The 13090-nt window shown below is 63.7% G+C and carries 15 protein-coding genes and 3 pseudogenes; 9 read left to right on the plus strand and 9 right to left on the minus strand.

Annotated elements, in window-relative coordinates; genetic code table 11:
* The 3 genes and pseudogenes from HX613_RS02165 to HX613_RS02175 all read right to left on the minus strand — a co-directional run.
* A pseudogene (locus HX613_RS02165) lies at positions 1–474 on the minus strand (MFS transporter); the annotation flags it as partial.
* Between the two features lie 381 nt (positions 475–855).
* Complete coding sequence (locus HX613_RS02170; protein WP_235343885.1) at positions 856–1947, minus strand: branched-chain amino acid aminotransferase; 1092 nt, start codon at positions 1945–1947, stop codon at positions 856–858.
* 150 nt (positions 1948–2097) lie between these two features.
* The gene (locus tag HX613_RS02175) at positions 2098–3135 is read right to left on the minus strand and encodes a 3-isopropylmalate dehydrogenase (protein WP_235343887.1); all 1038 of its coding nucleotides are present in this window, start codon (positions 3133–3135) and stop codon (positions 2098–2100) included.
* Positions 3136–3325: 190 nt separating this feature from the next.
* Here HX613_RS02175 and HX613_RS02180 point away from each other — a divergent pair, with 190 nt between their 5' ends.
* Positions 3326–4177: an HpcH/HpaI aldolase/citrate lyase family protein gene (locus tag HX613_RS02180; RefSeq protein ID WP_235343888.1), complete on the plus strand. Its 852-nt coding sequence runs from the start codon at positions 3326–3328 to the stop codon at positions 4175–4177.
* A gap of 40 nt (positions 4178–4217) precedes the next feature.
* Positions 4218–5012, plus strand: coding sequence for a phosphatase PAP2 family protein (locus tag HX613_RS02185; protein WP_235343889.1), 795 nt, complete (start codon positions 4218–4220; stop codon positions 5010–5012).
* Positions 5013–5047: 35 nt separating this feature from the next.
* Here HX613_RS02185 and HX613_RS22920 read toward each other — a convergent pair whose 3' ends face one another.
* From HX613_RS22920 to HX613_RS22935, 4 genes are all read right to left on the minus strand, one after another.
* A complete protein-coding gene (locus HX613_RS22920; RefSeq protein WP_235343891.1) occupies positions 5048–5191 on the minus strand; it encodes a hypothetical protein in 144 nt (47 codons plus the stop codon).
* A 157-nt stretch (positions 5192–5348) separates the two neighbouring features.
* Complete coding sequence (locus tag HX613_RS22925; RefSeq protein WP_268826534.1) at positions 5349–5621, minus strand: hypothetical protein; 273 nt, start codon at positions 5619–5621, stop codon at positions 5349–5351.
* Between the two features lie 211 nt (positions 5622–5832).
* Positions 5833–6054, minus strand: a complete 222-nt coding sequence (locus HX613_RS22930) for an NAD(P)-dependent oxidoreductase (protein ID WP_442862581.1) — start codon at positions 6052–6054, stop codon at positions 5833–5835.
* Entirely contained in the window at positions 6014–6367 is a 354-nt protein-coding gene (locus HX613_RS22935; RefSeq protein WP_442862580.1) for a hypothetical protein, read from the minus strand. The genes HX613_RS22930 and HX613_RS22935 overlap by 41 nt, the downstream gene beginning before the upstream one ends.
* Here HX613_RS22935 and HX613_RS22940 point away from each other — a divergent pair.
* The 4 genes and pseudogenes from HX613_RS22940 to HX613_RS02220 all read left to right on the plus strand — a co-directional run bounded on the left by HX613_RS22940 (position 6318) and on the right by HX613_RS02220 (position 8048).
* Positions 6318–6476, plus strand: coding sequence for a hypothetical protein (locus HX613_RS22940; RefSeq protein WP_235343892.1), 159 nt, complete (start codon positions 6318–6320; stop codon positions 6474–6476). The two genes, HX613_RS22935 and HX613_RS22940, sit on opposite strands and share 50 nt — an antisense overlap.
* 145 nt (positions 6477–6621) lie before the next feature.
* A pseudogene (locus HX613_RS02210) lies at positions 6622–6840 on the plus strand (hypothetical protein); the annotation flags it as partial.
* Positions 6810–7286 (plus strand): annotated as a pseudogene (locus HX613_RS02215) (NAD(P)-dependent oxidoreductase); the annotation flags it as partial. The pseudogenes HX613_RS02210 and HX613_RS02215, both read left to right, overlap by 31 nt.
* Complete coding sequence (locus HX613_RS02220) at positions 7260–8048, plus strand: ACT domain-containing protein (RefSeq protein ID WP_235343895.1); 789 nt, start codon at positions 7260–7262, stop codon at positions 8046–8048. The pseudogene HX613_RS02215 and the gene HX613_RS02220, both read left to right, overlap by 27 nt.
* 35 nt (positions 8049–8083) lie before the next feature.
* On the opposite strand, the gene HX613_RS02225 is transcribed toward HX613_RS02220, so the two are convergent.
* Positions 8084–8878, minus strand: a complete 795-nt coding sequence (locus tag HX613_RS02225) for a phosphatase PAP2 family protein (RefSeq protein WP_235343889.1) — start codon at positions 8876–8878, stop codon at positions 8084–8086.
* A gap of 40 nt (positions 8879–8918) precedes the next feature.
* Positions 8919–9770 carry an HpcH/HpaI aldolase/citrate lyase family protein gene (locus HX613_RS02230; RefSeq protein ID WP_235343888.1) on the minus strand — a complete coding sequence of 284 codons (852 nt, stop codon included), beginning with the start codon at positions 9768–9770 and terminating at the stop codon, positions 8919–8921.
* 190 nt (positions 9771–9960) lie between these two features.
* On the opposite strand from HX613_RS02230, the gene HX613_RS02235 reads away from it, so the two are divergent.
* The 3 genes from HX613_RS02235 to HX613_RS02245 all read left to right on the plus strand — a co-directional run.
* Complete coding sequence (locus HX613_RS02235; protein WP_235343887.1) at positions 9961–10998, plus strand: 3-isopropylmalate dehydrogenase; 1038 nt, start codon at positions 9961–9963, stop codon at positions 10996–10998.
* 150 nt (positions 10999–11148) lie between these two features.
* A complete protein-coding gene (locus HX613_RS02240; protein WP_235343885.1) occupies positions 11149–12240 on the plus strand; it encodes a branched-chain amino acid aminotransferase in 1092 nt (363 codons plus the stop codon).
* A 381-nt stretch (positions 12241–12621) separates the two neighbouring features.
* On the plus strand, positions 12622–13090 hold a 469-nt coding region (locus HX613_RS02245; RefSeq protein WP_235343893.1), incomplete at its 3' end, for an MFS transporter.

Below are 13090 nucleotides of genomic sequence, written 5' to 3' on the forward strand. Positions count from 1 at the left end.
CCGTCCATTGCGGTCAGGACTCGAACACGGTGCTTCTTGGGGTGAATTCTCCGACGAGGGCATAGTCGACGGGATGCCTCCGCCGAGCCCGAATCCAGCGAGGAATCGGAAGAGGATGAACCAGCTGAACGCTGGAGAGAAGGCGCCAGCGACGGTGAAGATCGAAAACACGAGGAGTGTGAGTGTGAAGGCCTTCTTGCGGCCGATGACATCAGCGATGCCGCCCCAGATGAAGGCGCCCAACGCCATGCCGATGAGGTTGGCCGTAGCGATCCAGGCTGCCTGGCCTACGCTCAGGCTCCAGTAGTCGCTGAGCAGTGGGATGAGGAACCCGTTGAGGGCGACGTCCCAAGCGTCGAACATGAACCCGAGGCCGCCGATGATGAAGATGGCACCTTGGGTTCGCCACCGCCACGGAAGGTTGGCGACGACTTCGGAAGCGGTCGGCGTGGACGCCGAGGTTGCAGTAGACACGAGGCCACAATACCTCTTTAACGCATTTGTGAGTAAAATTGTTCGCATCTCGTCGCTGCACCTTACGCAGCCGGACAGAAGCCGAAGGAATCAGCGCGCGGAATCTTCTTCGTCGGCACGGCGCCGTGGCCGAGAATCGCGCTTCTCCTCATACCTGAGCCACGTCTGCCGAATCGCACCTGCTGACCCATGTCTGCTGAGTCCAGCGCTGGAACTGCCGAAATCCACATGGCACGCTAAGAGGGTCGGGTGCCGCGATCGAAATCGCAGCAGCCGCCCCTCTCAATGTGGGACGACCTGAGCCGCCTCGTCTGAGCAGTCCTCAGCACTCAAGTCCTCAGCACTCAAGTCCTCAGCGCTCAGGCCCTCAAGCCCCAGACTTCAGGCCAGACGAACCATCCAGTTGTTCTTGTCCTCGGCGCGGCCGTACTGGATGTCGAGCAGAGTCTTACGGAACTCCATGGTCTTCTCACCGGGCTCTTCACCGTGGTCGATCGTGAATTCGCTGCCGATGACACGGCCGATCGGAGTCACGACTGCGGCGGTGCCACAGGCGAAGGCTTCGACGATGTCGCCATTGGCAGCTCCCTCACGCCATTCCTCGACGGAGATCTTGCGCTCTTCCGGCTTCAGGCCCAGCTGCGGGGCAAGGTCGAGCAGGGACTGGCGAGTGACACCGTCGAGGATGGAATCACCGAGCTCCGGAGTGAGCAGGCGGCCATCCTTGGTCACGAGCATGAGGTTCATTCCGCCGAGCTCATCGACGTATTTGTTCTCTGCCGCATCGGTGAACAGCACCTGCTGGCAGCCCTGGGCTGCGGCTTCATTCTGCGCTGCCAGCGAGCCCGCGTAGTTGCCGCCGCACTTGGCGAATCCGGTGCCACCGGCGCCGGCGCGGTTGAAGTTCTGCGACAGCCAGATCGAGACGGGCTTGATGCCGCCGGAGAAGTAGGGCCCGGCGGGGCTGGCGATGACGTAGTAGTCGACCTCATGGCTGGAGCGCACGCCCAGGAACCGTTCGGTGGCGATCATGAAGGGGCGCAGGTACAGGCTCGACTCGTCGGCTTCGGATTCAGGGGTGGGAACCCACTCCTGATCGAGTGAGACCAGCGCCTTGATCGATTCGATGAAGTCGGATTCCGAGATCTGCGGCAGCGCAAGACGCTCGGCGGACTTGTTGATGCGCGCAGCGTTGCGCTCGGGACGGAAGGTCCAGACGGAGCCGTCTGCGTGGCGGTAGACCTTCATGCCTTCGAAGATCTCTTGCGCGTAGTGGAACACTGCAGCAGCAGGATCGAGCACCAGCGGGCCGTACGGCTTCACCTCGTGAGCGTGCCAACCATCGTCAAGGGTGTACCTGACGTGGGCCATGTGGTCGGTGAAGTAGAGCCCGAATCCGGGATCCTTCTTGATGTTCTCTCGCACCAGCTCGGGTTGCGGCTGGACATTCTTGAGAACGGCAAACTTGGTCATAAGAACTCTTTTCTCATTTGTGATGAGTGACACTGTCAGGGTAGTCCATCACCCCGGTGCGCGTCGCACCGGGGTGATGGCTCACGAATCGTCCAGTCGGCCCTCGCCACGCCGAGGTGGTCGTGCCCACCTCGGCCCCTGCAGGCCGCGTCAGCTCAGGCGGGCAGCGATCGCGTCGCCCACCTCGGCGGTGGAGCGCTTGGTTCCGTCGCGGTCGGCCAGATCGGCTTCGACAGCGGTCTCGATCGACTTCGCCACGACGTCGAGTCCCAGGTGCGAGGCCATGAGCGCACCGGAGAGGATCGAGGCGGTCGGATCGGCGATCTGCTGTCCGGCGATGTCCGGTGCCGATCCGTGGATGGGCTCGAACAGGCTCGGTCCCGTGCCTTCGACGTTGAGGTTGCCCGAGGCGGCCAGACCGATGCCGCCGGTGACAGCCGCGGCGAGGTCGGTGAGGATGTCACCGAAGAGGTTGTCGGTGACGATCACGTCATAGCGGCCGGGGTCGGTGACCATGTAGATCGTGCACGCGTCCGTGTGCTCGTAGTTGAATGTCACCTCTGGGTATTCTGCGCCGACCTTCTCGACGACGCGACGCCATAGGTGACCCGCGTGGACCATGACGTTGTGCTTGTGGACGTAGGTGAGCTTCTTGTTCCTGGCCTGCGCACGTTCGAACGCATCGCGGACTGCCCGCTCCACGCCGTACCAGGTGTTGATCGAGACCTCGGTCGCGACCTCATAGGGGGTATCGGTGCGCACCGAGCCGCCCATTCCGGTGTAGGAGCCTTCGGTGCCTTCGCGGACGACGACGAAGTCGATTTCGCCGGGGTCGGCCAACGGGCTGGTGACTCCGGCGAAGAGCTTCGAGGGACGCAGGTTGACTGCGTGGCTCAGACCGAAGCGCATCTTGAGGATCACACCTCGCTCGAGCACGCCCGACGGCACGCTCGGGTCACCGCAGGCGCCGAAGAAGATGGCATCGTGGGAACGCAGCGATTCCAGCTCCTCGTCCGTGAGTGTCTCGCCGGTCTCGTGCCAGCGCTTGGCACCGACTTCATAGTCCGTGAGATCGAGTTCCACGGGCTCGCCGGACACCTCGATGGCGCGCTTGAGGACCTTGAGGCCTTCGGGGACGACCTCGTTGCCGATACCGTCGCCGGGCATGACTGCAATTGAGAACTTCATGGTCTCAGACTAGAACTCATCTCAGCATGCAACTTGTTCGTCCTACTATTCGGACACATTTCGACCGCCGGGTTCAGCGAATCCCGTCATCCACAATTTCATGTCTCAAACTTCGTTCCCGACTACAATTTCGCGGCTCGAGCGTCGAAGATGGGAGGAACACCCCGAAACCCCCAGAGAAAGTCGATCATTGACAGAAACGATCCGCAACGCCCGAGCCGCCGCACTTCCCGCCAAGCTCTCCCGCTCCTGGCTGTTGGTCAACGCGGCCAAGGAGGAGATCTTCACCGAGGCGCAGATCTCCGAATCGGATTCCGTCATCTTCGACCTCGAGGCCTCGGTCTCCGACGACAAGAAGCTCGCCGCCCGCGACAATGTCGTACGAGCTCTTGAAGGCGGCATGTCCGCATGGGTCCGGATCAACAAGATGGACTCTGAGTTCTGGGACGACGACCTTGCCTCCATCGCCATGCTCCCCGGCCTGCGCGGAGTGATGCTGCCCGAGACGGAACGTCCCGAGCAGGTCTCCTACACCGCGATGCGCGCGAAGGCAGGACTCCCGGTCATCGCTCTGCTCGAATCTGCGATGGGTGTGGAGAACGCGACCAAGATCGCCGAGGCGCCGGGCACATTCCGCCTTGCCTTCGGAACGAACGACTTCCGCAAGGACACCGGCTTCTCCGGCGATCCGATGGCACTGGCCTATGCCCGCTCACGACTGACCATCGCCTCGCGCATGGGTGGACTGCCCGGCGCGATCGACGGCCCTTCAGCAGCCACTGCCAGCGATGAGCAGGTCCGCACGGATGCCGAGGTCACCCACATGATGGGCATGACCGGAAAGCTCGTGCTCAACGTCGATCAGGTCGTGACGCTCAACGAATCGATGAGCCCGAGCGAAGACGAGCGCGACTGGGCCCGCCAGCTGCTCGAGGCTGCCGAGGGCGGCTCCGAGATCACGGACGGCTCGTACCTGCCACGTCTGGCACGCGCAAAGAAGATCGCCTCCCTGGCGTCGACCTACGGGCTCTGGAACGCCTGAGCCTGATCTTGAGTCTGAGTCTGAGTCCGAGCCCTCAATAGTGTCGGTCCGTCAACCCTCGTGGATTCTGTGGTCCACCCTGCCGGTGGTCCTCCTCGTCGTTGCCTTCGGCCTGTGGCTGAGAGTCGATGTCTCCGGGCCCACGACGGTTGACCAGGACTGGCTGAATCTCGTCGGGCTTGAGCCCGACACCTCCGGGTACTGGCTGGCGGTCATCCTCGCCGAGGTGGGCGGGGGCACGGGGGCCGTGATCTGCACCGGCCTGCTGGCTGCGCTCTTCATCCTCCTGCGACGGTTCCGCTCCGCGGGCGTCCTCGTGACCACCATGCTCATGGGAATCGTCCTGTCCGAGCTGCTCAAGGCCGTGGTCACCCGGGTCCGCCCCAGTGAGCAGCTCTATGACTCCCTGGGCTATTCCTATCCTTCAGGCCATTCCATGGGCGCGGCCGCACTGGCCTTGGGGCTGGCATTCATTGCCTCCCGTGCGCACATGCTCCGGCTGGCCGGGGTGGGCGCAGTTCCCCCGTTGGCAATCCCACCGGAGAACAAGACCGAGCCTGTCCCTACTGACACCGAGACTGCCCCCACCGAAACCGCAGCCGTTCCGACCGAGATCACTGCCCCGCTCGAACCGGTGCGCCTGCGGTTCCACTGGTCCATGCTCCTGGCCTTCGCGTGGATCCTGCTGATGATGTGGTCGCGCACCGCGCTGCAGGTGCACTGGCTCTCCGACACGATCGCCGGAGCCCTCATCGGCATCTCGGCAGCTGTGCTCGCCGACGAGCTCTGGACCTGGGCGACGATAAGGTCCCGTTCACCTCATCGTCAGGGGTGAACGGGACCCGTTCGGTCTGCTGTTTCCTGTGGAGGTCAGTCCTCGCTCAGTGAGACCCCGCTGAACGCTGATGCGTTGACGGCCCCGGCCACTGCCTTGACGACTTCCTCGGATACTGCCGAGTCGACGGCCAGCACGGAGAGTGCATCGTTGTCGGTCGCCGAGGGCGAGACCTGCATACCGGCGATGTTGATGTCATTGGCACCCAGGGCCTGGCCCAGCTGACCGATGATGCCGGACGGTCCTCATAACGGAAGATGAGCAGGTTGTCGGTGAGCTCGATCTCCAGGTCGAAGTCGTTGACCTCGGTGAGCTTCTGCACGAGCTTCGGTCCGGTCACGGTGCCCGAGACCGAAATCCGCTGCCCTTTCGCTCGTCGTCGCGGTCAACCGTGACGTTGCGGAAGGATTCGCAGTACGGATCGGTGACCAGTTCGACGCCGATGCCGCGCTCCTCAGCCAGCAGCGGTGCGTTGACGTAGGAGACCTGATCGGATACGACGTCCTTGAACAGTCCCTTGAGCGCGGAGAGCTTGAGGACGGACACGTCCTTGTCTGCGATCTCGCCGTTGACCTCGACCTTGAAGTGAGTGACAGAGGATTTCGCCAGCGAGTTGACGACTCGGCGAGTCGTTCGGCCAGGGGAATGCCCGGGCGCACGTCCTCATGGATGGCTCCGCCGGCAACGTTGACCGCGTCGGGAACGAGCTCCCCGGCCAGGGCCTTGCGCACGGACTTGGCCACGGCGACGCCGGCCTTCTCCTGTGCTTCAGCGGTCGATGCGCCGAGGTGGGGCGTGACGTTGACGGCGTCGAGTTCCATCAGCGCCGAGTGCTCCGGAGGTTCGGTGTCCACACGTCGATGCCGGCACCTCCGACCTCACCTGCGGCGATCGCCTCGGCGAGGGCGTCCTCGTCGATGATGCCGCCGCGAGCCACATTGATGAACCGTGCGCCTGACTTCGCGGCCTTGAACTCCTCGGTGCTGATCATGCCGATCGTCTCAGGAGTCTTGGGCATGTGGACGGTGACGAAGTCGGACACGGCCAAGAGCCCGGCAGGTCGACGACCTCGACGCCCATCTGCGCGGCGCGTGCCTGCGTGATGTAGGGGTCGTAGCCGACCAGACGCATGCCGAATGCCTTCGCACGCTCGGCCACGAGACTGCCGATGCGGCCGAGTCCGACGATGCCAAGAGTCTTCTCGTAGAGCTCCCACGCCCGTGTACTTCGAACGCTTCCACTCCCCCGCCTTGAGCGAGGTGTTGCCGCGCCGAAGTAGCGTGCGGACCCGAGGATGTGGGCCTGGTGAGCTCAGCCGCGGAGATGATGTTCGAGGTCGGAGCGTTGACGACCATGACACCCGCCGAGGTGGCCGCCGGGACGTCCGACATTGTCGAGTCCGACGCCGGCACGGGCGATGACCTTGAGACCCTTCGCCGCACCGATCGCCTCGCATCGACCTGAGTGGCGGAGCGGACGAGGATCGCGTCGCATCGACGATGTCGCTGAGATAGCTGAGCGGTCAGCGCCTTCGTGTGTAACCGCTCTCAGCTCCTCAGCGACATCGTCGATGCCGACGCGATCCTCGTCCGCTCCGCCACTCAGGTCGATGCCGAGGCGATCGTGGGGCGGCGAAGGGTCTCAAGGTCATCGCCGTGCCGGCGTCGGACTCGACAATGTCGACGTCCCGGCGGCCACCTCGGCGGGTGTCATGGTCGTCAACGCTCCGACCTCGAACATCATCTCCGCGGCTGAGCTCACCATGGCCCACATCCTCGGGTCCGCACGCTACTTCGGCGCCGGCAACACCTCGCTCAAGGCGGGGGGAGTGGAAGCGTTCGAAGTACACGCGTGGAGCTCTACGAGAAGACTCTTGGCATCGTCGGACTCGGCCGCATCGGCAGTCTCGTGGCCGAGCGTGCGAAGGCATTCGGCATGCGTCTGGTCGGCTACGACCCCTACATCACGCAGGCACGCGCCGCGCAGATGGGCGTCGAGGTCGTCGACCTGCCCGGGCTCTTGGCCGTGTCCGACTTCGTCACCGTCCACATGCCCAAGACTCCTGAGACGATCGGCATGATCAGCACCGAGGAGTTCAAGGCCGCGAAGTCAGGCGCACGGTTCATCAATGTGGCTCGCGGCGGCATCATCGACGAGGACGCCCTCGCCGAGGCGATCGCCGCAGGTGAGGTCGGAGGTGCCGGCATCGACGTGTGGAACACCGAACCTCCGGAGCACTCGGCGCTGATGGAACTCGACGCCGTCAACGTCACGCCCCACCTCGGCGCATCGACCGCTGAAGCACAGGAGAAGGCCGGCGTCGCCGTGGCCAAGTCCGTGCGCAAGGCCCTGGCCGGGGAGCTCGTTCCCGACGCGGTCAACGTTGCCGGCGGAGCCATCCATGAGGACGTGCGCCCGGGCATTCCCCTGGCCGAACGACTCGGCCGAGTCGTCAACTCGCTGGCGAACTCCTCTGTCACTCACTTCAAGGTCGAGGTCAACGGCGAGATCGCAGACAAGGACGTGTCCGTCCTCAAGCTCTCCGCGCTCAAGGGACTGTTCAAGGACGTCGTATCCGATCAGGTCTCCTACGTCAACGCACCGCTGCTGGCTGAGGAGCGCGGCATCGGCGTCGAACTGGTCACCGATCCGTACTGCGAATCCTTCCGCAACGTCACCCGGTTGACCGCGACGACGAGCGAAGGGCAGCGGATTTCGGTCTCGGGCACCGTGACCGGACCGAAGCTCGTGCAGAAGCTCACCGAGGTCAACGACTTCGACCTGGAGATCGAGCTCACCGACAACCTGCTCATCTTCCGTTATGAGGACCGTCCCGGCATCATCGGTCAGCTGGGCCAGGCCCTGGGTGCCAATGACATCAACATCGCCGGTATGCAGGTCTCGCCCTCGGCGACCGACAACGATGCACTCTCCGTGCTGGCCGTCGACTCGGCAGTATCCGAGGAAGTCGTCAAGGCAGTGGCCGGGGCCGTCAACGCATCAGCGTTCAGCGGGGTCTCACTGAGCGAGGACTGACCTCCACAGGAAACAGCAGACCGAACGGGTCCCGTTCACCCCTGACGATGAGGTGAACGGGACCTTATCGTCGCCCAGGTCCAGAGCTCGTCGGCGAGCACAGCTGCCGAGATGCCGATGAGGGCTCCGGCGATCGTGTCGGAGAGCCAGTGCACCTGCAGCGCGGTGCGCGACCACATCATCAGCAGGATCCACGCGAAGGCCAGGAGCATGGACCAGTGGAACCGCAGGCGCACCGGTTCGAGCGGGGCAGTGATCTCGGTCGGAACGGCTGCGGTTTCGGTGGGGGCAGTCTCGGTGTCAGTAGGGACAGGCTCGGTCTTGTTCTCCGGTGGGATTGCCAACGGGGGAACTGCGCCCACCCCGGCCAGCCGGAGCATGTGCGCACGGGAGGCAATGAATGCCAGCCCCAAGGCCAGTGCGGCCGCGCCCATGGAATGGCCTGAAGGATAGGAATAGCCCAGGGAGTCATAGAGCTGCTCACTGGGGCGGACCCGGGTGACCACGGCCTTGAGCAGCTCGGACAGGACGATTCCCATGAGCATGGTGGTCACGAGGACGCCCGCGGAGCGGAACCGTCGCAGGAGGATGAAGAGCGCAGCCAGCAGGCCGGTGCAGATCACGGCCCCCGTGCCCCCGCCCACCTCGGCGAGGATGACCGCCAGCCAGTACCCGGAGGTGTCGGGCTCAAGCCCGACGAGATTCAGCCAGTCCTGGTCAACCGTCGTGGGCCCGGAGACATCGACTCTCAGCCACAGGCCGAAGGCAACGACGAGGAGGACCACCGGCAGGGTGGACCACAGAATCCACGAGGGTTGACGGACCGACACTATTGAGGGCTCGGACTCAGACTCAGACTCAAGATCAGGCTCAGGCGTTCCAGAGCCCGTAGGTCGACGCCAGGGAGGCGATCTTCTTTGCGCGTGCCAGACGTGGCAGGTACGAGCCGTCCGTGATCTCGGAGCCGCCCTCGGCAGCCTCGAGCAGCTGGCGGGCCCAGTCGCGCTCGTCTTCGCTCGGGCTCATCGATTCGTTGAGCGTCACGACCTGATCGACGTTGAGCACGAGCTTTCCGGTCATGCCCATCATGTGGGTGACCTCGGCATCCGTGCGGACCTGCTCATCGCTGGCAGTGGCTGCTGAAGGGCCGTCGATCGCGCCGGGCAGTCCACCCATGCGCGAGGCGATGGTCAGTCGTGAGCGGGCATAGGCCAGTGCCATCGGATCGCCGGAGAAGCCGGTGTCCTTGCGGAAGTCGTTCGTTCCGAAGGCAAGGCGGAATGTGCCCGGCGCCTCGGCGATCTTGGTCGCGTTCTCCACACCCATCGCAGATTCGAGCAGAGCGATGACCGGGAGTCCTGCCTTCGCGCGCATCGCGGTGTAGGAGACCTGCTCGGGACGTTCCGTCTCGGGCAGCATCACTCCGCGCAGGCCGGGGAGCATGGCGATGGAGGCAAGGTCGTCGTCCCAGAACTCAGAGTCCATCTTGTTGATCCGGACCCATGCGGACATGCCGCCTTCAAGAGCTCGTACGACATTGTCGCGGGCGGCGAGCTTCTTGTCGTCGGAGACCGAGGCCTCGAGGTCGAAGATGACGGAATCCGATTCGGAGATCTGCGCCTCGGTGAAGATCTCCTCCTTGGCCGCGTTGACCAACAGCCAGGAGCGGGAGAGCTTGGCGGGAAGTGCGGCGGCTCGGGCGTTGCGGATCGTTTCTGTCAATGATCGACTTTCTCTGGGGGTTTCGGGGTGTTCCTCCCATCTTCGACGCTCGAGCCGCGAAATTGTAGTCGGGAACGAAGTTTGAGACATGAAATTGTGGATGACGGGATTCGCTGAACCCGGCGGTCGAAATGTGTCCGAATAGTAGGACGAACAAGTTGCATGCTGAGATGAGTTCTAGTCTGAGACCATGAAGTTCTCAATTGCAGTCATGCCCGGCGACGGTATCGGCAACGAGGTCGTCCCCGAAGGCCTCAAGGTCCTCAAGCGCGCCATCGAGGTGTCCGGCGAGCCCGTGGAACTCGATCTCACGGACTATGAAGTCGGTGCCAAGCGCTGGCACGAGACCGGCGAGACACTCACGGACGAGGAGCTGGAATCGCTGCGTTCCCACGATGCCATCTTCTTCGGCGCCTGCGGTGACCCGAGCGTGCCGTCGGGCGTGCTCGAGCGAGGTGTGATCCTCAAGATGCGCTTCGGTCTGAGCCACGCAGTCAACCTGCGTCCCTCGAAGCTCTTCGCCGGAGTCACCAGCCCGTTGGCCGACCCCGGCGAAATCGACTTCGTCGTCGTCCGCGAAGGCACCGAAGGCTCCTACACCGGAATGGGCGGCTCGGTGCGCACCGATACCCCCTATGAGGTCGCGACCGAGGTCTCGATCAACACCTGGTACGGCGTGGAGCGGGCAGTCCGCGATGCGTTCGAACGTGCGCAGGCCAGGAACAAGAAGCTCACCTACGTCCACAAGCACAACGTCATGGTCCACGCGGGTCACCTATGGCGTCGCGTCGTCGAGAAGGTCGGCGCAGAATACCCAGAGGTGACATTCAACTACGAGCACACGGACGCGTGCACGATCTACATGGTCACCGACCCCGGCCGCTATGACGTGATCGTCACCGACAACCTCTTCGGTGACATCCTCACCGACCTCGCCGCGGCTGTCACCGGCGGCATCGGTCTGGCCGCCTCGGGCAACCTCAACGTCGAAGGCACGGGACCGAGCCTGTTCGAGCCCATCCACGGATCGGCACCGGACATCGCCGGACAGCAGATCGCCGATCCGACCGCCTCGATCCTCTCCGGTGCGCTCATGGCCTCGCACCTGGGACTCGACGTCGTGGCGAAGTCGATCGAGACCGCTGTCGAAGCCGATCTGGCCGACCGCGACGGAACCAAGCGCTCCACCGCCGAGGTGGGCGACGCGATCGCTGCCCGCCTGAGCTGACGCGGCCTGCAGGGGCCGAGGTGGGCACGACCACCTCGGCGTGGCGAGGGCCGACTGGACGATTCGTGAGCCATCACCCCGGTGCGACGCGCACCGGGGTGATGGACTACCCTGACAGTGTCACTCATCACAAATGAGAAAAGAGTTCTTATGACCAAGTTTGCCGTTCTCAAGAATGTCCAGCCGCAACCCGAGCTGGTGCGAGAGAACATCAAGAAGGATCCCGGATTCGGGCTCTACTTCACCGACCACATGGCCCACGTCAGGTACACCCTTGACGATGGTTGGCACGCTCACGAGGTGAAGCCGTACGGCCCGCTGGTGCTCGATCCTGCTGCTGCAGTGTTCCACTACGCGCAAGAGATCTTCGAAGGCATGAAGGTCTACCGCCACGCAGACGGCTCCGTCTGGACCTTCCGTCCCGAGCGCAACGCTGCGCGCATCAACAAGTCCGCCGAGCGTCTTGCGCTGCCGCAGATCTCGGAATCCGACTTCATCGAATCGATCAAGGCGCTGGTCTCACTCGATCAGGAGTGGGTTCCCACCCCTGAATCCGAAGCCGACGAGTCGAGCCTGTACCTGCGCCCCTTCATGATCGCCACCGAACGGTTCCTGGGCGTGCGCTCCAGCCATGAGGTCGACTACTACGTCATCGCCAGCCCCGCCGGGCCCTACTTCTCCGGCGGCATCAAGCCCGTCTCGATCTGGCTGTCGCAGAACTTCAACCGCGCCGGCGCCGGTGGCACCGGATTCGCCAAGTGCGGCGGCAACTACGCGGGCTCGCTGGCAGCGCAGAATGAAGCCGCAGCCCAGGGCTGCCAGCAGGTGCTGTTCACCGATGCGGCAGAGAACAAATACGTCGATGAGCTCGGCGGAATGAACCTCATGCTCGTGACCAAGGATGGCCGCCTGCTCACTCCGGAGCTCGGTGATTCCATCCTCGACGGTGTCACTCGCCAGTCCCTGCTCGACCTTGCCCCGCAGCTGGGCCTGAAGCCGGAAGAGCGCAAGATCTCCGTCGAGGAATGGCGTGAGGGAGCTGCCAATGGCGACATCGTCGAAGCCTTCGCCTGTGGCACCGCCGCAGTCGTGACTCCGATCGGCCGTGTCATCGGCAGCGAATTCACGATCGACCACGGTGAAGAGCCCGGTGAGAAGACCATGGAGTTCCGTAAGACTCTGCTCGACATCCAGTACGGCCGCGCCGAGGACAAGAACAACTGGATGGTTCGTCTGGCCTGAAGTCTGGGGCTTGAGGGCCTGAGCGCTGAGGACTTGAGTGCTGAGGACTTGAGTGCTGAGGACTGCTCAGACGAGGCGGCTCAGGTCGTCCCACATTGAGAGGGGCGGCTGCTGCGATTTCGATCGCGGCACCCGACCCTCTTAGCGTGCCATGTGGATTTCGGCAGTTCCAGCGCTGGACTCAGCAGACATGGGTCAGCAGGTGCGATTCGGCAGACGTGGCTCAGGTATGAGGAGAAGCGCGATTCTCGGCCACGGCGCCGTGCCGACGAAGAAGATTCCGCGCGCTGATTCCTTCGGCTTCTGTCCGGCTGCGTAAGGTGCAGCGACGAGATGCGAACAATTTTACTCACAAATGCGTTAAAGAGGTATTGTGGCCTCGTGTCTACTGCAACCTCGGCGTCCACGCCGACCGCTTCCGAAGTCGTCGCCAACCTTCCGTGGCGGTGGCGAACCCAAGGTGCCATCTTCATCATCGGCGGCCTCGGGTTCATGTTCGACGCTTGGGACGTCGCCCTCAACGGGTTCCTCATCCCACTGCTCAGCGACTACTGGAGCCTGAGCGTAGGCCAGGCAGCCTGGATCGCTACGGCCAACCTCATCGGCATGGCGTTGGGCGCCTTCATCTGGGGCGGCATCGCTGATGTCATCGGCCGCAAGAAGGCCTTCACACTCACACTCCTCGTGTTTTCGATCTTCACCGTCGCTGGCGCCTTCTCTCCAGCGTTCAGCTGGTTCATCCTCTTCCGATTCCTCGCTGGATTCGGGCTCGGCGGATGCATCCCCGTCGACTATGCCCTCGTCGGAGAATTCACCCCCAAGAAGCACCGTGGTCGAGTCCTGACCGCAA

The sequence above is a fragment of the Brevibacterium sp. UCMA 11754 genome, assembly GCF_021532275.1.
GTDB lineage: Bacteria > Actinomycetota > Actinomycetes > Actinomycetales > Brevibacteriaceae > Brevibacterium.